Annotated in this window: 16 protein-coding genes; 10 read left to right on the top strand and 6 right to left on the bottom strand. The window is 49.6% G+C overall.

What is annotated here, in order from left to right:
• The first annotated feature begins 5 nt into the window (after positions 1-5).
• Together ftsH and DXD78_RS01025 are read left to right on the top strand one after the other, a co-directional pair.
• On the top strand, positions 6-2,018 hold the full coding sequence (ftsH, locus tag DXD78_RS01030; RefSeq protein WP_005824037.1) for an ATP-dependent zinc metalloprotease FtsH: 2,013 nt from the start codon (positions 6-8) through the stop codon (positions 2,016-2,018).
• Positions 2,008-2,850, top strand: coding sequence for a phosphatidate cytidylyltransferase (locus tag DXD78_RS01025; protein ID WP_009037172.1), 843 nt, complete (start codon positions 2,008-2,010; stop codon positions 2,848-2,850). The genes ftsH and DXD78_RS01025 overlap by 11 nt, the downstream gene beginning before the upstream one ends.
• Positions 2,851-2,967: 117 nt before the next feature.
• On the opposite strand, the gene DXD78_RS01020 is transcribed toward DXD78_RS01025, so the two are convergent.
• The 3 genes from DXD78_RS01020 to surE form a co-directional block, all read right to left on the bottom strand.
• Entirely contained in the window at positions 2,968-3,717 is a 750-nt protein-coding gene (locus tag DXD78_RS01020; RefSeq protein ID WP_034529009.1) for a NigD-like protein, read from the bottom strand.
• Positions 3,718-3,815: 98 nt separating this feature from the next.
• Positions 3,816-4,964: a lipid-A-disaccharide synthase gene (gene lpxB / locus DXD78_RS01015; protein ID WP_117652460.1), complete on the bottom strand. Its 1,149-nt coding sequence runs from the start codon at positions 4,962-4,964 to the stop codon at positions 3,816-3,818.
• 24 nt (positions 4,965-4,988) lie between these two features.
• On the bottom strand, positions 4,989-5,753 hold the full coding sequence (surE, locus tag DXD78_RS01010) for a 5'/3'-nucleotidase SurE (RefSeq protein ID WP_117652459.1): 765 nt from the start codon (positions 5,751-5,753) through the stop codon (positions 4,989-4,991).
• A 157-nt stretch (positions 5,754-5,910) separates the two neighbouring features.
• Between surE and DXD78_RS01005 the strand changes: the two genes are divergently transcribed.
• From DXD78_RS01005 to DXD78_RS00975, 7 genes are all read left to right on the top strand, one after another.
• Entirely contained in the window at positions 5,911-7,347 is a 1,437-nt protein-coding gene (locus DXD78_RS01005; protein ID WP_117652458.1) for a DUF1080 domain-containing protein, read from the top strand.
• Positions 7,348-7,392: 45 nt separating this feature from the next.
• Positions 7,393-7,866 carry a DUF456 domain-containing protein gene (locus DXD78_RS01000; protein ID WP_005824051.1) on the top strand — a complete coding sequence of 158 codons (474 nt, stop codon included), beginning with the start codon at positions 7,393-7,395 and terminating at the stop codon, positions 7,864-7,866.
• Positions 7,867-8,287: 421 nt separating this feature from the next.
• Entirely contained in the window at positions 8,288-9,058 is a 771-nt protein-coding gene (locus tag DXD78_RS00995; RefSeq protein WP_008665665.1) for a ParA family protein, read from the top strand.
• Positions 9,059-9,165: 107 nt separating this feature from the next.
• Positions 9,166-10,050, top strand: a complete 885-nt coding sequence (locus DXD78_RS00990; RefSeq protein ID WP_005824054.1) for a ParB/RepB/Spo0J family partition protein — start codon at positions 9,166-9,168, stop codon at positions 10,048-10,050.
• Entirely contained in the window at positions 10,051-10,830 is a 780-nt protein-coding gene (locus tag DXD78_RS00985; protein WP_009037176.1) for a DUF5683 domain-containing protein, read from the top strand.
• A gap of 51 nt (positions 10,831-10,881) precedes the next feature.
• Positions 10,882-12,177 (top strand): transglycosylase SLT domain-containing protein, encoded by a 1,296-nt coding sequence (locus tag DXD78_RS00980; RefSeq protein ID WP_370448300.1) that lies wholly within the window; start codon positions 10,882-10,884, stop codon positions 12,175-12,177.
• A 76-nt stretch (positions 12,178-12,253) separates the two neighbouring features.
• Positions 12,254-14,512, top strand: coding sequence for a bifunctional (p)ppGpp synthetase/guanosine-3',5'-bis(diphosphate) 3'-pyrophosphohydrolase (locus DXD78_RS00975; RefSeq protein WP_005824059.1), 2,259 nt, complete (start codon positions 12,254-12,256; stop codon positions 14,510-14,512).
• Positions 14,513-14,529: 17 nt separating this feature from the next.
• Here the strand turns inward: DXD78_RS00975 and DXD78_RS00970 are convergent, their stop codons facing one another.
• A complete protein-coding gene (locus DXD78_RS00970; protein WP_005824060.1) occupies positions 14,530-14,919 on the bottom strand; it encodes a MerR family transcriptional regulator in 390 nt (129 codons plus the stop codon).
• A 29-nt stretch (positions 14,920-14,948) separates the two neighbouring features.
• A complete protein-coding gene (locus DXD78_RS00965; protein WP_005824061.1) occupies positions 14,949-15,917 on the bottom strand; it encodes a M23 family metallopeptidase in 969 nt (322 codons plus the stop codon).
• Positions 15,918-16,088: 171 nt separating this feature from the next.
• Here DXD78_RS00965 and alaS point away from each other — a divergent pair, with 171 nt between their 5' ends.
• Positions 16,089-18,707, top strand: coding sequence for an alanine--tRNA ligase (gene alaS, locus DXD78_RS00960; protein ID WP_009037178.1), 2,619 nt, complete (start codon positions 16,089-16,091; stop codon positions 18,705-18,707).
• A 453-nt stretch (positions 18,708-19,160) separates the two neighbouring features.
• Here the strand turns inward: alaS and DXD78_RS00955 are convergent, their stop codons facing one another.
• On the bottom strand, positions 19,161-19,970 hold the full coding sequence (locus tag DXD78_RS00955; RefSeq protein ID WP_005835166.1) for a hypothetical protein: 810 nt from the start codon (positions 19,968-19,970) through the stop codon (positions 19,161-19,163).
• Between the last annotated feature and the right edge of the window lie 17 nt (positions 19,971-19,987).

Here is a 19,987-nt window from a genome sequence, read left to right as displayed (position 1 = left end):
AACGTATGGACAATAATACCAACAAGAAACCCAATAAAGTGAATATGCCCAAGTTCAACCTGAACTGGCTGTATATGATTATAGCGATGATGTTGCTGGGGTTGTACCTGACCAATGAAAGTGGTACGGCAACTAAAAACATCTCTTATGATGAATTCCAGCAATATGTACGAGACGGTTATATAAGCAAAGTCATCGGCTACGACGACAATTCCGTCGAAGCATACGTCAAACCCCAGCACGTAGGAAACGTATTTCGTCAGGACTCCAGCCGCGTAGGCAAGAATCCGCTTATTACGACCGAGGCCCCCTCACGCGAGAGCCTAGGTAATTTCCTGCAAAAGGAAAGAGACGACGCCCACTTTGACGGCTCCATTAACTACGAAAAAAAGCGGAACTACTTCGGTGCCATTTTGTGGCAGATTCTCCCCTTTGCATTCCTTATCGGTTTCTGGATTTTCATGTCCCGCCGCATGAGCGGTGGTGGAGGCATGGGCGGAGGTGGAGGCATCTTCAGCGTAGGAAAGTCCAAGGCCCAATTGTTTGAAAAAGGTTCCCCCATCAAGATTACATTCAAGGATGTGGCAGGACTTGCTGAAGCCAAGCAAGAGGTAGAAGAAATTGTCGAGTTCTTGAAAGAGCCCCAGAAATATACCGATTTGGGAGGTAAGATACCCAAGGGCGCCTTGCTGGTAGGCCCTCCGGGAACCGGAAAGACCCTGCTTGCAAAGGCCGTGGCCGGAGAAGCCAACGTACCTTTCTTCTCTTTGGCAGGTTCCGACTTTGTGGAAATGTTTGTCGGCGTGGGAGCTTCCCGTGTCCGCGATTTGTTCCGCCAAGCAAAGGAAAAAGCACCTTGTATCGTGTTCATCGACGAGATTGACGCTGTAGGGCGTGCCCGTGCCAAAGCAGCCGCTATGGGTGGCAACGACGAGCGCGAGAACACATTGAACCAGTTACTGACCGAGATGGACGGTTTCGGCTCCAACAGTGGTGTTATCATCTTAGCCGCCACCAACCGTGTGGATGTTTTGGATAAGGCATTGCTGCGCGCCGGACGTTTTGACCGCCAGATACATGTAGACCTACCCGACCTTAATGAGCGTAAGGAAGTATTCGGTGTACACCTGCGCCCCATCAAGATAGACAATAGTGTGGATGTAGACCTTCTGGCACGCCAGACTCCCGGATTCTCGGGGGCAGACATTGCCAATGTATGTAACGAAGCAGCTTTGATAGCCGCCCGCCACGGCAAAAAGTTTGTCGGAAAGCAAGACTTCCTGGACGCTGTAGACCGCATTGTGGGTGGGTTGGAAAAGAAAACCAAAATCACTACCGAGGCCGAACGCCGTTCCATTGCCATACACGAAGCCGGCCATGCCAGTATCTCCTGGTTACTGGAATACGCCAATCCACTGATTAAAGTAACCATTGTACCCCGTGGACGCGCTTTGGGCGCGGCTTGGTATCTGCCGGAAGAACGGCAAATCACCACTAAGGAACAGATGCTCGATGAGATGTGTGCCACCTTGGGAGGACGTGCCGCCGAAGACCTATTCTTAGGTAGAATATCCACCGGAGCCATGAATGACTTGGAACGCGTGACAAAGCAGGCGTACGGTATGATTGCCTATCTGGGTATGAGCGAAAAACTACCCAACCTCTGCTATTATAATAATGAGGAATATTCCTTCAACCGCCCGTATAGCGAAAAGACTGCGGAATTGATTGACGAAGAAGTGAAGCAGATGGTTAATGAACAGTACGAACGTGCCAAGAAAATATTGTCCGAAAACCAAGAAGGGCACAACCGGCTGGCACAACTGCTGATTGACAAAGAAGTAATCTTTGCCGAAGACGTTGAACACATCTTTGGGAAACGTCCATGGGCTTCCCGTTCGGAAGAAATCAGTGCAAACAAGACTGCTGCCGAGCTGAAAAAAGCGGAGCAAGAAGAAGAGCAAAAAGCCATAGAAGCAGAAAAGGAAGTTAAGGAAGAAGAAAAGCATGAAAAATAACTTTATCCAACGTGCCGTTACCGGCGTGTTATTCGTCATAGTATTGGTGGGCTGTATTCTTTACAGCCCCCTTTCGTTCGGTATACTGTTCACCATTATCAGCGCACTGAGCGTACATGAGTTTGCCCAATTAGTCAGCAAGAGCGGCGAAGTAAGCATAAACAAGACCATCACTGCATTGGGGGGAGCCTACCTTTTCCTTGCATTGATGAGTTTCTGTACCCAGCAGTCTGTAGGAGCACGAGTATTCCTTCCTTATTTGGGACTATTGCTCTACATGATGATTACGGAACTTTACCTCAAGAAAAAGAATCCGACGGGTAACTGGGCCTACTCCATGCTAAGCCAATTGTACGTGGCACTCCCCTTTGCCCTGCTGAACGTACTTGCTTTTCAGAACTCCCCGGAAACGGGCAGTGTGACCTACAACCCTATTCTACCGCTTTCCATTTTCGTTTTTATCTGGTTGAGCGATACAGGTGCCTATTGCGTAGGTTCGCTGATAGGCAAACACCGTCTGTTCGAACGCATCTCACCTAAAAAATCCTGGGAGGGCAGCATCGGCGGCGGAATATTCTCCATCGCTTCCTCTCTTGGCTTTGCACATTTCTTTCCTTTTATGCCAGGATGGCAATGGGTAGGTCTGGCAATCGTTGTCGTCATTTTCGGCACTTGGGGCGATCTGACCGAATCACTCATGAAACGCCAATTGGGCATCAAGGATTCCGGTAACATTCTGCCGGGGCATGGAGGGATGCTCGACCGTTTCGACAGTGCCCTGATGGCAATTCCTGCAGCAGTTGTTTATCTATATGCCTTGACGATGTTCTAACGACGGCTCACATGACCAAACTTACATAAAACAGATATAAAAAGAGCACCCGGGCAAGATGAATGACATCAAAATCCCGGGTGCTCTTTCTAACTATATACTCTCGCAAACTCTTTCTTACTTCAACTGCATATTGGACAAATCCACATTAGTAGTCAGCTTTTCATTACTCCCCGCAGTTTTCAAATCAAAGGTTACTTCCACCTCTCCATTCTCTTCTGAATTGAGTTTCAACTTGATGCCTTTGGTTTCAGAAGGGATGTCCAGACTGTTCAAGTTATAGGAGACAGCACCAGGACTACGACGTCCCGTCAAGTCATCATAGTCGTTATAGCGGAGTTCCAAATGGACATATCCATCTTCGCCATACAAAGCATCATCTTCTTGCGGACGCACCAGGCTGATGCGGTGTTTATTATCAGTCGAAGATGGCAGGTTCTGCATGAAAAAAATGTTCATATAGCCACCACTGATGGTAATATCACCTTTATATATAAGCACGGGGTCATTACCGAATTCCTCTTCGGTTTCGGGAATCAGCATCTCCACCTCTTTCGTCAAGACGTTCTGCAGACGCAGCAGCTTCACAGCATGGTCATATCCTGCATAGTTGTCCCACAAAGGATTGAACACGGTAATCACACGCTGCCCATCCACAGCATCATACCACCCAATGTCCGTATTTACCGGCCAGAGTGTCCCCCAGACATCGCAGTTTAAATAAAAGGCATTTCCCGTAACACGCACAGTAGCCCACAAAGGCGGGGTAAAATTACCCAAAGAATATCCGTCGTTATCATCACATGATTGCAAAGCGGGCATCACTGCCAAACATATTGCCATAAATAACCAATGTAGCTTTTTCATAATCAAAGTCCTTTTCATTTGTTTCTGTATAGAAAATACAAAAGCCGGGCATTTACTGCACCGGCTTTCCCCATTTTAACAAATTCTTAATTTTTCGACTATTCCTCCCTGCTCCTCCTCAACAATGCCACCATCTTGCGGGCAGCATGTTTGGGTGCCCCTGCCTCTCCCAGACGGGATGCCATATACTCATATCCCTCGAGCATCTGACGGCGGTATTCCTTATCGTACAAAATGCGGTTCAGCTCCGAGCGTACCTGCTCTACCGTCATGGTATCTGCAACCAGCTCTTTCACCACCTCCCGGTTGGCTATGAGATTGACCAGGGAAATGTACTTCACTTTCAGTACATGCCGTTTCAGGAAAGCGATAACCTTCCCTATCGGAGTATGGTAGCACACCGCTTGCGGCACACGGAACAGAGCAGTTTCCAGCGTTGCTGTCCCCGAAGTGACCAGTGCAGCCTCTGCCTGCCTCAACAAAGGAAATGTCTTGTTGAAGATAATCTTCACGTCCGCCCCACCCACATAACGTTTGTAATACTCGGGAGAAATGCCCGGAGCACCGGCCAGCACCAGTTGATAATCGGGAAAAGAAGCTACCGCACGAAGCATGTCCGGCAGATTGTCCTTGATTTCCTGCTTGCGACTACCGGCCAGCAGAGCAATGACGGGTTTGGCCGAAAGTCCGTTTGCCCGGACAAAGTCGTCGAATGTCTCTGAGCTGGAAGCAAGAAAAGCCGTCACTTCATCCACTGTCGGATTGCCGACATAATGTATCGGATACCGGTGCTTCCCTTCAAAAAACTCCACCTCGAACGGTAGGATGGAGAACAGCTCATCCACATCCCGTTTAATATTCTTGATGCGGTATTCCTTCCATGCCCAAATCTTGGGAGAGATATAATAAAAGACAGGAATCCTTGTGTTGGCATGGACAAACTTGGCTATATCCAGATTAAAGCCCGGATAGTCCACCAAAATCAGCACATCCGGCTGCCACGCAACAATATCCTCCTTGCAGCGCTTCATATTGGCAAAGATGGTGCGCAGATGCAGCAATACGGGAATGAACCCCATATACGCCAACTCTTTGTAATGCTTCACCATCACACCGCCCACTGCAGCCATGAGGTCGCCTCCGAAGAAACGGAACTCCGCTTGCGAGTCCTCCTCCTTCAATGCAGCCATCAGATGGGAGGCATGCAGGTCGCCGGAAGCTTCACCGACAATCAAGTAATACTTCATATCAATTGATAATTGTCAATTAATTCAGAACCATGCTTTCAGTTCATCAATCAAGCCGTATGCCGTTGCATCCACCGTGGTCGGGGTGATTGCCACATAACCGTTATCAAGCGCCCAATGGTCATTCTTCTCATTTTCGGCATCGTTGTTCTCAAACTCGCCGGTCAGCCAGTAGTAATGGACATCTCCTCTATGGGCAAAGTTTTCCCATTCATTGGTCCATTGCCCCTTGGTTTGTTCGCAAATCTTCACGCCCTTCAATTCTTTGGTATCGGGGAAGTTGACATTGAGGCATGTCAACGGAGGGAGTCCTTTCTCCAATACCAGCCGGGCTATCTCGCGGATGTAAGGACCTGCAGGTTCAAAATCAGCGTTCGGCTCATGGTTGCAAAGGGAGAATCCGATGGAAGGCACTCCTTTCAGGCATCCCTCTATCACAACGCCCATCGTACCGGAATAATGCAGGTTTACAGAAGAATTGTCGCCGTGGTTGATGCCGCCTACCACCAAGTCGGGCTTGCGGTCGAGCACCGTATGAAAAGCCAGCTTCACACAATCAGTCGGCGTACCGGAACACTTGTATACCGTCAGCCCAACATCCTTACGGACCAACTGGTAGTGGATAGGTTCCGTTACAGTCAGCGCACACGCACTTCCAGAGCGGGGTGCATCCGGCGCCATTACCACAATCTCGCCCAGCGGACGGAGGAATTTGATTAACTCGCTAATACCTTTCGCAATGATGCCGTCATCATTGGAAATCAATATCAAAGGTCTCTGATTTTCCATAACTTTCTTTTTTATTATCGTGCAAAAGTAGCTAAAAAGGCTTTAAACAGAATACTACAAAGATAATAATTCTTTTGTATTCAAAGATATTTTCAGAAAAGGCTAACTTTGTACCGACAATAATTGGAATATAATCATTCATAAAATCCATGCTATAATGAGCACTTTTTGCCATTCTACCATTGCTGCACGCATCGAGACGGCAGCTGCCGCAATTATTCTGTTTCTAACAACCCTGACAAGCTGTGGCAGGAGCAGTTCTCCCGAGCCACTTGACCAATGGAATGACGGGACATCTACACTTCACACGGCAGACTCGGTCATTGCAGAAGGCCGGAAGCTCTTCAACGACAAAGAATACCAAAATTTCCGACTCACCGGAGAAGCCCTCACACAACCCGGCTCCGAAGCAGGCCTCCTCTTTCATACGGACGGCGAGTCCGGTTATGAAGTGATATTCCGTAACGGAGACATCGACGGCACACGCAAGAGCGGCTCACTCGCCTCGGTGCGCAACCTCTATCGCTCACTCGCAAAAGATGGAGAATGGTTTGACTTCGAGATAACCGTACGCGGACAAAACATCATTGTCTGCATTAACGGAACCGAAGTTGTCTGCTATACCGAACCCGAACATCCATATCGCACAGAGGAGCACGCCCGGCAACTGCTGAGTCAAGGTTCCATTGCCCTGCAAGGCATACACGGCGAAGTGTCATTCCAGAATCTCGCCATCGAACGGCTTGCCAAGGAAGCACGCAACGAAGCCGACACGCTTGCTCCGGTAGACGAGCGCACGGATGAGATAATCAGGCTACAGCAGCACGATTTCCCAGTTATAGACTATCACGTTCACTTGAAAGGAGGGCTGACGAAGGAAATGGCACACGCCATGTCCATGAATTACGGTATCAACTATGGTGTCGCCCCCAATGCCGGAGAAGGAGGCGTAGGACGTATGCTGGCCGATGACAAAGAAGTGTACGACTATTTTAATGAAGTAAAAGGGATGCCATTCCTGTGCGGTGTACAAGGTGAGGGACGCAAATGGACGGCAACTTTCTCGCAGGAAGCCTTGGGGATTTTCGATTACCTGTTTACCGACGCCATGACCATCATAGACCACAAGGGACGTAATTCGCGCATCTACCGGGCCGAAGAAGCACTCTTTGATGACATTACGCTTGAACAGTATATGGACCACCTTGTCGACCAAACAGTCCTGATTCTGACCAACGAGCCTGCCGACATTTATGCCAACCCTACCTTCTTGCCCGATACTATGGCGCATGATTACGACAAGTACTGGACGGACGGACGCATTGAACGCGTATTGGATGTATTGCAACAACATGGAATCGCTCTGGAAATCAATGCACGCTACCGGATTCCCAGTTTCGAGATTATCCGTCGCGCCAAAGCACGTGGAATCAAATTCACATTCGGTACAAACAATGTCGATGCCGACTTCGGACGACTGGAATACTGCGCCGAAGCCATCAAGCAATGCGGCCTCACAGCCGACGATATATGGTTCCCGTCGATGAGCACACGCCGCTCCCGCCCCATTGTCATATACAACCGATTCGAGTAGCAGGGAACAACCGCTGTCATCTTCACCAACAGAAACGATACACCTATGGACATTCTTCTCATCATCTTGGGCATCCTCTGCCTGATTGTCGGATTGGCAGGCTGCATCCTGCCTATGATTCCGGGACCGCCCGTAGCCTATGCAGGCTTGTTGCTTCTACATTTCACGGACAAGGCGCAGTTTTCCACCACGCAGTTACTTTTATGGCTGGCAGCAGTCGTCCTTGTACAGATACTGGATTATTTCGTCCCGATGCTGGGCAGCAAATACAGCGGAGGCAGTCGGTGGGGAACGCGCGGCTGCCTCATAGGCACCATCGTAGGGTTGTTCTTCATGCCTTGGGGCATCATCCTCGGCCCCTTTCTCGGAGCCTTTGCCGGCGAACTGATGGGAGGCAGCAAGACAGACCAGGCCTTGAAATCGGGGCTGGGCTCGCTGCTTGGATTCTTGCTGGGCACAGTAGTGAAATGTGTGATGTGTGCGTACTTCTGCTGGGAGTTCGTCAAAGCCTTGGTCTGACACCAGCTCCTCTCCTTCTGCCCGGGAACAACTTATCCCCCGACCATCTTCCACACGGTAGTCCATCTGCATGAGATGTACATCTCGAGCAACATGAGATGCACGTTTCAAACAACACGAGATGTACATCTCATGCAAGTAGAGAGAATAGTCCAAGCCAATGTCTTCCATTGGTTTACAAATCTTAATCTTCTGCAAGCGAGACAAAAAATCAGCTTCATTTCAAGATAAATACGTATATTTGCCCACTAAACAGAGAAAGAACGCTTTACGCGCAATTTACAAGAAGAAAAACAGCGGTAAACGTCTGTGAGTTATTAACAAAACAGCCGACTTATCAACCGTTTTTGCAATCTTTCTCCAAATTTGTAGGCGCTATCCGGAATTATCACTTATTTCGCTGCCAATAAATATTGAGATTATGGGAAAAATAATTGCTATGGCTAACCAAAAGGGTGGTGTAGGCAAGACTACGACGACAATCAACCTCGCAGCCTCACTCGCCACGCTTGAAAAGAAAGTGCTCGTTGTAGATGCCGACCCGCAGGCCAATGCCTCCTCAGGATTGGGTGTGGACATCAAGCAGTCGGAATGTACTATCTACGAGTGCATTATTGACCGTGCAGACGTACGCGAGGCCCTTCATGACACGGAGATAGACACACTGAAGGTAATCTCCTCCCACATCAATCTGGTAGGTGCCGAAATAGAGATGCTCAATCTGAAAAACCGCGAAAAGATACTGAAAGAAGTACTCGCTCCGCTGAAGAATGAGTTTGATTATATCTTGATAGACTGTTCCCCGTCTTTGGGTCTGATTACGGTCAACGCACTGACTGCCGCCGATTCGGTAATCATCCCCGTACAAGCGGAATATTTTGCACTGGAAGGCATCAGCAAATTGCTGAATACCATTAAAATCATCAAGTCCAAGCTGAACCCTGCCCTCGAAATCGAAGGCTTCCTGCTGACGATGTACGACTCGCGTCTGCGCCAGGCCAACCAGATTTACGATGAAGTGAAACGCCACTTCCAGGAATTGGTATTCAACACCGTCATCCAGCGCAATGTGAAACTGAGCGAAGCTCCCAGCTACGGCCTGCCCACCATTCTCTATGACGCAGACTCAACCGGAGCCAAAAACCACATGGCACTTGCCAAGGAATTGATAAGCAGAAACGAAAAGAAGTGATTATAGTGGTTAGTGATTAATGATTAGTGATAAATACCATATTTACAATGCACAAACAAATCATCCCGTATGGTTAAATTGTAAATCGTCAAATAGTAAATAAACAGATGGCACAAAGAAATGCATTAGGACGCGGGCTAGACGCCCTCTTCTCCATGGATGAAGTAAAGACCGAAGGCTCCTCCTCTATCAATGAGATAGAGCTGTCGAAGATTACGGTCAATCCCAACCAGCCCCGTCATGAATTCGACCCGGTTGCGTTGCAGGAGTTAGCCGATTCCATCTCCGAAATCGGCATCATACAGCCCATCACCCTGCGCAAGCTTAGCGACGACGAATACCAGATTATCGCCGGCGAGCGTCGTTTCCGTGCTTCGCAGCTTGCCGGACTGACAAGCATCCCTGCCTATATCCGCACTGCAGATGACGAGAACGTCATGGAAATGGCGCTCATCGAAAACATACAGCGCGAAGACTTGAACTCCGTAGAAATAGCCCTCGCTTACCAGCATCTGTTGGAACAATACGGACTGACGCAGGAACGCCTCAGCGAACGCGTAGGTAAGAAGCGTACCACCATTGCCAACTACCTGCGCCTGCTCAAACTGCCCGCCCCCGTCCAGATGGGACTGCAGAACAAGCAGATAGACATGGGACATGCCCGCGCTTTGGTAACGCTTGGCGATCCCAAACTGCAAGTGAAGATTTTCGAAGAAATCCTGGAGCACGGGTATTCCGTACGCAAAGTGGAAGAAATCGTAAAGTCACTGAGTGAAGGCGAAAGCGTGAAGAGCGGTGGTCGTAAGATTGCCCCCAAGCGCGCCAAACTGCCCGAAGAATTCAATATGCTGAAACAACAGCTCTCGGGCTTTTTCAGTACCAAGGTGCAGCTAACCTGCTCGGAGAAAGGAAAAGGTAAAATCAGTATCCCGTTCAATAACGAAGAAGAATTGGAACGTATCATCGGCATTCTTGATACGCTGAAGAAATAAATGAGGAAAAAAGGAAGAATATATCAGTTAGCCATTGCCCTGCTGCTCTGTTTTTTACAGATGGCAGGGATTGCTATGTATGGTCAAGACCGTCCACGTGCCGCTTCCAAGCGTGCGCAGCGGCATCAGACCGATACACTCAACACCGTGGTGAACCGGGACAGCCTCACTGTTGCCGACAGTCTTGCAGCCGAAAACAAGCGGAAGATGCTGGAAATGACTGCCAGCCCCGACCTGAAGGAACAGCCCGTGCCTACAGACAGTCTGCAAAAGGCCATCGACCCCAAAAGGTGGGTACCTAATCCCACAAAAGCCACCTGGCTTGCCCTCGTCATTCCCGGCGGTGGACAAATTTACAACCGCAAGTATTGGAAACTGCCCATCTTCTATGGAGGATTTGCCGGTTGTGCCTATGCCCTTACGTGGAACAGCAAGATGTATAAGGACTATTCGGCCGCCTACAAGGATGCCGTAAATGGTAATTTCAACTCCAGTACCATTACCGACCTGCTGCCTCCCAACTATAACTATACCGAAAGCCAGCTGACGGAGACACTACGGAAGCGTAAGGACACCTTCCGGCGATACCGCGACTTGAGCATCTTCGCCTTTATCGGTGTATACCTGCTGTCCGTTGTCGACGCATACGTAGACGCAGAGCTGTCCAACTTTGACATCACCCCCGACCTCAGCATGAAAGTGGAACCTGCCATAATCAACAGCCAGATGACCGGTTCCTCTAATAGGAACGTCGGTGTACAATGCAGTTTCCGATTCTAAAAACGAAAATTAAAGCATAAATTATTACCTATGATACACAAGGCCATATATATGAAAAGAATTATCCTCGGTTCCTCGCTTCTGTTTTGCGCCCTCTTCACCGCTCCGGCCATGCATGCGCAAGAAAGCGTGGAAGTGCTTATCCGCGAAAACGGCACGGAACGCCAGGAATCCATCGAGCTGCCCAAAAGCATGACCTATCCGCTGGACAGCCTGCTCAATGACTGGAAAGCCAAGAATTACATAGACTTGGGAAAAGACTGCAGCACCTCTACCGTAAACCCGATGTTCAGTGACTCTGTATACATAGACCGGTTGTCGCGCATGCCGACCGTCATGGAAATGCCATACAACGAGATTGTGCGCAAGTTCATCGACATGTATGCCGGACGCCTGCGCAACCAGGTTGCCTTCATGCTGAGCGCCTGCAACTTCTATATGCCCATCTTCGAAGAAGCACTGGATGCCTACGGCCTGCCGCTCGAACTGAAATACCTGCCCATCATAGAATCCGCTCTCAACCCTTCTGCCGTATCCCGTGCGGGAGCTTGCGGACTATGGCAATTTATGCTTGCCACCGGAAAGATATACGGACTGGAAAGCAATAGCCTCGTAGACGAACGCCGTGACCCGATAAAGGCGACCTGGGCGGCAGCACGCTACCTGAAGGACATGTATGACATTTACAAAGACTGGAACCTGGTGATTGCCGCCTACAACTGCGGTCCGGGCACCATCAACAAAGCCATCCGCCGCTCGGGAGGGAAAACCGATTATTGGGAAATCTACAACTATCTGCCCAAAGAGACACGCGGCTACGTGCCCGCCTTCATTGCCGCCAACTACGTAATGACCTACTACTGCAAGCACAACATCTGCCCCATGGAAACCGACATTCCGGAAGCAACCGATACGGTGCAAGTAAGCCGTAACCTTCATTTCGAGCAGATTTCCGACCTATGCGGCATCAGCCTGGACCAGATAAAGAGCCTGAATCCCCAATTCAAGAAAAGCATCATCCCCGGAGAGAGCAAGCCGCAGACGCTACGCCTCCCCATCAACTACATCAGTGCCTTCATTGACAAGCAAGACACCATCTATGCCCACCGCAGCAACGAACTGTTCAAGAACCGCAGAGTCGTGGCCGTTTCCGATACACGCTCGACGGCACGCAGCAGCAAAGGCAGTACCGCTACGGGGAATGTCACCTACCACAAGATACGCAGTGGCGAGAATCTCGGCAGCATTGCACGGAAATACGGTGTCACTGTCAATCAGTTAAAAAGTTGGAATGGATTGCGCAGTACCAGAATCTCCGCAGGAAAGCGCTTGAAGATTTATAAATAAAGACATAAACGCTTGCCCGGTGTTGAAAATTGCTTATTTTTGCAAAAAGTGAAGTGAAGAAAGGAGAAAGCAGTATATGGAAGAAAATATAAGTCAGAAGGAAAAGGAAAAAGCCGAAGAGGAAATGATCGAACAGGCATTCCAAGAACTGTTGAACGACTATTTGGCCACCAAGCACCGCAAGCGCGTCGAAATAATAACCAAAGCATTCAACTTTGCCAACCAGGCGCATAAGGGCATCAAGCGTCGTTCCGGCGAGCCCTACATCATGCACCCCATTGCTGTGGCAAAGATTGTCTGTAATGAGATAGGACTGGGGTCTACTTCCATATGCTCGGCATTGCTGCATGATGTGGTGGAGGACACCGACTACACCGTAGAGGATATTGAAAACATCTTCGGTCCCAAAATCGCCCAGATTGTAGACGGGCTGACAAAGATTTCCGGCGGTATCTTCGGCGACCGTGCCTCGGCGCAGGCAGAGAACTTCAAGAAGCTGCTGCTCACCATGTCCGACGATATCCGGGTTATCCTCATCAAGATAGCCGACCGTCTGCATAACATGCGTACACTCGGCTCCATGCTGCCCAACAAGCAGTTCAAGATTGCAGGCGAAACACTCTATATTTATGCCCCGCTCGCCAACCGCCTCGGCTTGTACAAAATCAAGACAGAACTGGAAAACCTGAGCTTCAAGTACGAACATCCGGAAGAGTACCACGAGATAGAAGAGAAACTGGAAGCCACCGCCGTGGAGCGCGACAAGGTATTCAATGAGTTCACCGCTCCGATACGGGCGCAACTGGACAAAATGGGACTGAAATACCGTATCCTTGCCCGTGTAAAGTCCATCTACTCCATCTGGAACAAAATGCAGACCAAGCATGTCCCCTTCGAGGAAATCTATGATTTGCTTGCTGTCCGCATCATCTTCGAGCCCCGCAATATAGAGGAAGAGCTAAACGACTGCTTCGACATTTACGTCTCCATATCCAAGATATACAAGCCCCACCCTGACCGCCTGCGCGACTGGGTGAGCCATCCCAAAGCCAACGGCTACCAAGCCCTGCACGTCACCCTTATGGGTAACAACGGGCAATGGATTGAAGTACAAATCCGCAGTGAACGCATGAATGACGTTGCCGAACAAGGCTTTGCCGCCCACTGGAAATACAAAGAAGGCGGAGGCAGCGAAGATGAAGGCGAACTGGAGAAATGGTTGCGTACCATCAAGGAAATTCTGGACGACCCACAACCGGACGCCATCGATTTTCTCGATACCATCAAACTGAACTTGTTTGCATCGGAAATTTTCGTCTTCACCCCGAAAGGCGACCTCAAGACCATGCCGCAGAACTCTACGGCACTGGACTTTGCCTTCTCCTTGCATACCGACATCGGCAGCCACTGCATCGGCGCCAAGGTAAACCACAAACTGGTTCCCCTAAGCCACAAACTGCAAAGCGGTGACCAGGTAGAGATATTGACCTCCAAATCGCAACGCGTACAGCCGGAGTGGGAAGTGTATGCCACCACTGCCCGCGCCCGCGCCAAGATTGCCGCCATCCTGCGCAAAGAGGCGAAAGCCTATCAGAAAGAAGGTGAAACCATACTGAACGAATTCTTCAAAAACGAGGATATACGTATGGATGATGCTGCTCTGGACAAGCTGACCAGGCTGCACGGCTTCCACACCCGCGACGAGCTGCTCGTTGCCATCGGCAACAAACGGGTTGTGCTGGGCGATGCCGACAAGAACGTGTTCAAGGAAAAGCAGAACAGCAACTGGAAGAAGTTCCTGACCTTCTCCTTCGGTAACAAGGACAACAAGGATGCCAAAGAACAACCGGAAGAGAAAACACCGCAAGAGAAAATCAACACTAAGCAGATTCTGAAGCTGACGGAAGAGACCATCTCAAAGAACTATATTATGGCCGACTGTTGCCATCCCATTCCGGGTGACGACGTACTGGGATACATCGACGAGCAAAACCGTGTTGTCATCCACAAGCGCCAATGCCCCGTTGCCACCCGCCTTAAGAGTAGCTACGGAAACCGTATCATCGCCACCGAGTGGGACACTCACAAGGATTTGTCGTTCCTCGTCACCATATATATAAAAGGTATAGACAGCATGGGATTGCTGAACGAAGTGACCCAAGTCATCTCCCGCCAGCTCAACGTGAATATCCGTAAACTGACCATCGAAACCAACGACGGTATCTTCGAAGGAAAGATACAACTCTATGTACACGATGTAGACGACGTGCGCACTATCTGCAATAACCTGAAGCAGATACAGAATATAAAACAAGTGACGAGAGTAGAGGAATAAACGGAGTGGTATTTATTCTACTTCAGTCCTTGAATATTTTCCTTCAAGCTCTCCACATCCTCGTAAGTAAACTCATCCAATGCCAGTTTCATGCCTACCAGTTCTTCGCGGATAGCTCTCAGGCGATCTACGATTTCAAAGTTGCGTATCGTAGCTTCTTTATTGTCTTTCATCCGTTGGCGGGCGCCGGGCAAGGTCATTCCGCGCTCCTTCACCAGATGATAGATAAGTTTCACTGTCTCAATGTCCTCCTTACGGTACTGGCGTATTCCCCGCCCCCCCTTCTTCGGATTGAGTTGCGGAAACTCCTTTTCCCAGAAACGGAGCAGTGATTCGTTGACATCGAACATGGCAGCCACCTCGCTGATGGAGTAATATAACTTTAAATTCTTATCTGTATTCAGCATGATGTAATCCTTTCTCTATAAATCATCCGTCAATCAAGCACCTTACCATGGTTCGCCGCAATCTGTATCATGCGGTCATAATCCTCGGCACTGAGATCCATGAAGTAGTAGTTGACGGGATTCACAACTTTTCCCTTAACGTGTACTTCGTAGTGCAAGTGCGGACCAGTACTCTTGCCCGTACTGCCTACCCCGCCAATGACCTCACCACGTACCACTTTCTTGCCCAACTTCGTCCGGAAATCGCGCAAGTGTGCATACACCGTCTGATAACCGAAGCCGTGGTCTATCACAATTCTGTTGCCATAGCCCGATTGCCAGCCCATCTGCACCACGGTGCCATCTCCCGTGGCATAGACATCCGTGCCCTGGGGAGCCGAAAAGTCCATACCCTCATGGAACTTGCTGGTACCATAAATGGGGTCGATACGCGTACCGTAACCCGAAGCGGTCTTACGGAGGTCTTTATTGGAAACCGGCTGTATGGCAGGAATGCAGCGCAGCATTTCATCATGATTCTTGCACATCTCCACCACATCGTCAAAGGAGCGGGACTGGATATAGAGCTGCTTGCTAATCATGTCCATTTTCTGCGTGGTATTGATAACCAGGTCGGAGTTTGCCATATCCATCAGATGCTCATAGCGGTTGGTACCGCCGTATCCAGCCTGACGGATGGCAGAAGGAATAGGGTCGGCCATGAAAATCACCCGGTACAGATTGTCATCACGCTGCTGTATGTCTTGCAGCACTCCCATAGCCTCGTCCAGCCGGCGGGAGAGGACGTTGTACTGCGCCTGCAGTTTGCTGTTCTCCTTTCGCAACTCCTTCTCCGACGGAGAGCCGAAGATAAGCAGCAATACGATGAAACTGCCCGCACCCAGCCCCATACCGATGAACAAACGGCGGAGAATGCTCAGCGCCCGCTGCCTCACGGTAGGATAAATACGGTCATACGTCTGCGTCTGGGGATTATAAATGTAGTAAACTTTGCGCATCTTAGGAAATATTTCGCTTGTCAATGCGACAAAAGTAATAAAAACAAGCTATCTTTGCACAGTTTTTTCAAGAATATTAAGACTAAGTAGCAAGTCGTTAGTAGTAAGAAACGGGCAAAAAACGACAAGAGAAGGTAAATCAAATTAGAATCAGATAAATCAATAGAGAGTATGTTGACTGCAAACGAAATCAGAGACTCTTTCAAGAGTTTCTTCGAAAGTAAAGGTCACCAGATAGTGCCTTCGGCCCCGATGGTGATTAAGGATGACCCCACGTTGATGTTCACCAATGCGGGAATGAACCAGTTTAAAGATATCATTTTGGGCAACCACCCGGCGAAATACAAAAGAGTTGCTGACTCGCAGAAATGCCTTCGCGTAAGCGGAAAGCACAACGACCTGGAGGAAGTGGGTCACGATACCTACCACCACACCATGTTCGAGATGCTGGGCAACTGGTCGTTTGGCGACTACTTCAAGAAGGAAGCCATCTCCTGGGCATGGGAGTATCTGGTGGATGTATTGAAACTCGACCCCAAAGACCTCTACGCCACCGTATTCGAAGGTAGCGCCGAAGAAGGACTGGAACGCGACAACGAAGCCGCTTCTTACTGGGAGCAGTTCTTGCCGAAAGACCACATTCTGAATGGCAACAAACACGATAACTTCTGGGAAATGGGTGATACGGGACCGTGCGGTCCGTGTTCGGAAATCCATGTGGACTCCCGTTCGGAAGAAGAGAAGGCCAAAGTATCCGGCAGCCAGCTGGTGAACAAAGACCACCCGCAGGTGATTGAAATCTGGAACCTCGTGTTCATGCAGTTCAACCGCAAGGCGGACGGCAGCCTGGAAGGACTTCCCGCCAAGGTCATCGACACCGGCATGGGCTTCGAGCGACTGGTGCGCACACTGCAAGGAAAGACCTCCAACTACGACACCGACGTATTCCAACCGATACTGAAAGCCATCGGAGACATGGCAGGCAAGAAGTATGGCGAAGATGAGAAGTCGGACATCGCCATGCGTGTAATTGCCGACCACATCCGCACCATCGCCTTCTCCATCACCGACGGACAGCTTCCGAGCAATGCCAAGGCAGGTTACGTCATCCGTCGTATCCTCCGCCGTGCCGTGCGCTACGGTTACACGTTCCTCGGACAGAAGCAGGCATTCATGTACAAGCTCCTCCCCGTACTCATCGAGAACATGGGCGCCGCTTATCCCGAACTGGATGCACAGAAGGAACTGATTGCCAAAGTTATCAAGGAAGAAGAAGACTCCTTCCTCCGCACCCTGGAGACGGGTATCCGCCTGCTGGAAAAGACCATGGCAGACGCCAAATCCACCGGCAAGAACGAAATCAGCGGAAAGGATGCCTTTACCTTATATGATACCTTCGGTTTCCCGCTCGACTTGACGGAACTGATTCTCCGCGAAAACGGCATGACTGCCGACATCAAGGAGTTTGACGCCGAAATGCAGCAGCAGAAACAGCGTGCCCGCAATGCCGCCGCCATAGAGACCGGTGACTGGATTACGCTAAAGGAGGGTACTACCGAATTCGTAGGATATGACTATACGGAATACGAAACATCCATTCTGCGCTACCGCCAAGTGAAGCAGAAGAACCAAACCTTGTATCAGATTGTACTGGACAAGACTCCGTTCTATGCCGAAAGCGGCGGTCAGGTAGGTGACACCGGTGTATTGGTGAACGAGTTTGAAACCATCGAAGTGGTAGACACCAAGAAGGAGAACAACCTGCCTATCCACATCACCAAGAAGCTGCCCGAACACATGGAAGCTCCGATGATGGCATGCGTGGATACCGACAAACGTGCTGCTTGTGCTGCCAACCACTCTGCCACCCACTTGCTGGATGCCGCACTGCGCGAAGTATTGGGCGAGCACGTAGAGCAGAAGGGTTCTTTGGTTACACCGGACTCCCTGCGTTTCGACTTCTCACACTTCCAGAAGGTGACGGACGAGGAAATCCGCAAGGTGGAACACATCGTTAATGCAAAGATTCGCGCCAACATACCTTTGAAGGAATACCGCAACATTCCTATCGAAGAAGCCAAAGAACTGGGCGCCATCGCTCTGTTCGGCGAGAAGTACGGCGACCATGTACGCGTTATCCAGTTCGGTTCTTCCGTAGAATTCTGTGGTGGTACGCACGTGGCTGCAACCGGAAACATCGGTATGGTGAAGATTATCTCCGAAAGCTCCGTGGCTGCCGGTGTGCGCCGTATCGAAGCCTACACGGGTGCACGCGTGGAGGAACTGATGAACACCATCGAGGACACGCTGCACGACTTGAAGGCGCTCTTCAACAACGCACCCGACCTTGCCGGAACCATCCGTAAGTATATTGACGAAAACGCCGGACTGAAGAAGCAGGTAGAGGACTTCATGAAAGAGAAAGAAGCACAGCTGAAAGAAAGACTGCTGAAGAACGTGCAGGAAGTCAATGGCGTTAAAGTCATCAAGTTCTGTGCTCCCCTGCCGGCAGAAACAGTGAAGAACATCGCCTTCCAGTTGCGTGGCCAGATTACGGAAAACCTGTTCTTCGTAGCGGGAACAGAAGCCGAAGGCAAGCCGATGCTGACCGTCATGCTGAGCGACAACCTCGTGGCAGGCGGACTGAAAGCCGGTAACCTGGTGAAAGAAGCTGCCAAACTTATCCAAGGCGGTGGCGGTGGCCAGCCCCACTTTGCAACTGCCGGCGGTAAGAATGCTGACGGACTGAACGCTGCCATTGACAAAGTTTTGGAATTGGCAGGATTATAATTGAAAATAATTGGCGAAACACTTGACATCGCCTCTGTGATGTTGTATATTTGTAATGTCATTTTTTAGATATTTCAAAATTAAACTACCGGGAAAGGAGGAGCATTGCTTCTCCTTTTCTTTTTATCCTCCACGGTATTCCATTTGAAATGCCACATGCCGGCTCCCCAAACTCCACACCTTACCATCCTAAATGCCACACCTTAGCAAGTGAAATGGCTGGCATTTACCCTCCAAAGCCCTGGGGTTTCCGTGAAAAACCCTAAGGTTTGGGACAGTGAAGTGGAGGGAACGGATGATTAGTCCAGAACAAACAGACAATGCATTCGAAGCAAACGAATGATGCATACAGAACAGACAGATGATGCGCAACAGAAACAAAAACGGGAAGCCTAAGCCTCCCGTCTGTTAATCTTTCGTAAATCTGCTCTTGACAAGATTTCCACTAAAACCTTATTCCATCCGAAGTATAAACATTTCGCGATAAACCACCAGTGCACCTTCGGGCAGCAAACCGGAAGGACAGAAAGGAGTTACATTTTCCGCAAGTACACATTTACCATTTCCCGAGACCGTCCGCGTAAAGAGCCTCTTCTCTCCATTATAAGTAAACTGCCACAATGCATATGTATCTCCGTTCTCATCTTCCACTGGAACTGTCTCGTATATCCCCATTAGCGGTTCCTCCTCTTTTCCCGTCGGATAGATTTCCAATACACCTTTCCACATACTATTGGAGAAATCTTCGGGCACCAGCACATAATACCCGCCATCCTTCACCCAAGGACGCTCGGCAAGTGCCTTAGAAACATCACCCAGCAGTTCCGTCGGTGCACCACTACTGATACCATACTCGAAGCCCATTTTCGTCAACGTATATTGCCTACGACCTTTCACCGTGATGCGCAGTTGTGTTTCCTCACCGGAACCATCCATCACCTTCACAATCGTCTCCCCCTCTGCCAGCGGATGAATCTTGATACGCTGATACCCGTTGACATCATCGGTAAAAGTCACGGAAGCCACCGACTCGTGCTCGTTAATCACATTATAGGAACCGTCGCCGCCGTCAATGCCCAGCACTGTATCTTCGTTTGTTTCAGAAAGATAATAAGAAAGATTGGACACCAGATTGTCACATGTCCCAATCTGGTAGATAGGCTCCACACCTTCGAAAAGTACCATGCTTCGGTAATCGTCCTCGCAACCGGAAGCGGTAAACAGCAGTGCTATCAAGGCAAAGAGAGAGTATAGTTTCTTCATACTTGTTCAGTTATAGT

The organism is Bacteroides sp. D20 (assembly GCF_003436255.1).
Classification (GTDB): Bacteria; Bacteroidota; Bacteroidia; order Bacteroidales; family Bacteroidaceae; genus Bacteroides; species Bacteroides uniformis.
Note: the sequence above shows the minus strand (reverse complement) of the source record. Positions and strands in the feature narration are given on the sequence as shown.

Excerpts from the sequence above, each read along its gene's own strand:
- ftsH (WP_005824037.1), top strand. The coding sequence starts at position 6 with ATGGACAATAATACCAACAAGAAACCCAATAAAGTGAATATGCCCAAG.
- DXD78_RS01025 (WP_009037172.1), top strand. The coding sequence starts at position 2,008 with ATGAAAAATAACTTTATCCAACGTGCCGTTACCGGCGTGTTATTCGTC.
- DXD78_RS01020 (WP_034529009.1), bottom strand. The coding sequence starts at position 3,717 with ATGAAAAAGCTACATTGGTTATTTATGGCAATATGTTTGGCAGTGATG.
- lpxB (WP_117652460.1), bottom strand. The coding sequence starts at position 4,964 with ATGAAGTATTACTTGATTGTCGGTGAAGCTTCCGGCGACCTGCATGCC.
- surE (WP_117652459.1), bottom strand. The coding sequence starts at position 5,753 with ATGGAAAATCAGAGACCTTTGATATTGATTTCCAATGATGACGGCATC.
- DXD78_RS01005 (WP_117652458.1), top strand. The coding sequence starts at position 5,911 with ATGAGCACTTTTTGCCATTCTACCATTGCTGCACGCATCGAGACGGCA.
- DXD78_RS01000 (WP_005824051.1), top strand. The coding sequence starts at position 7,393 with ATGGACATTCTTCTCATCATCTTGGGCATCCTCTGCCTGATTGTCGGA.
- DXD78_RS00995 (WP_008665665.1), top strand. The coding sequence starts at position 8,288 with ATGGGAAAAATAATTGCTATGGCTAACCAAAAGGGTGGTGTAGGCAAG.
- DXD78_RS00990 (WP_005824054.1), top strand. The coding sequence starts at position 9,166 with ATGGCACAAAGAAATGCATTAGGACGCGGGCTAGACGCCCTCTTCTCC.
- DXD78_RS00985 (WP_009037176.1), top strand. The coding sequence starts at position 10,051 with ATGAGGAAAAAAGGAAGAATATATCAGTTAGCCATTGCCCTGCTGCTC.
- DXD78_RS00980 (WP_370448300.1), top strand. The coding sequence starts at position 10,882 with ATGAAAAGAATTATCCTCGGTTCCTCGCTTCTGTTTTGCGCCCTCTTC.
- DXD78_RS00975 (WP_005824059.1), top strand. The coding sequence starts at position 12,254 with ATGGAAGAAAATATAAGTCAGAAGGAAAAGGAAAAAGCCGAAGAGGAA.
- DXD78_RS00970 (WP_005824060.1), bottom strand. The coding sequence starts at position 14,919 with ATGCTGAATACAGATAAGAATTTAAAGTTATATTACTCCATCAGCGAG.
- DXD78_RS00965 (WP_005824061.1), bottom strand. The coding sequence starts at position 15,917 with ATGCGCAAAGTTTACTACATTTATAATCCCCAGACGCAGACGTATGAC.
- alaS (WP_009037178.1), top strand. The coding sequence starts at position 16,089 with ATGTTGACTGCAAACGAAATCAGAGACTCTTTCAAGAGTTTCTTCGAA.
- DXD78_RS00955 (WP_005835166.1), bottom strand. The coding sequence starts at position 19,970 with ATGAAGAAACTATACTCTCTCTTTGCCTTGATAGCACTGCTGTTTACC.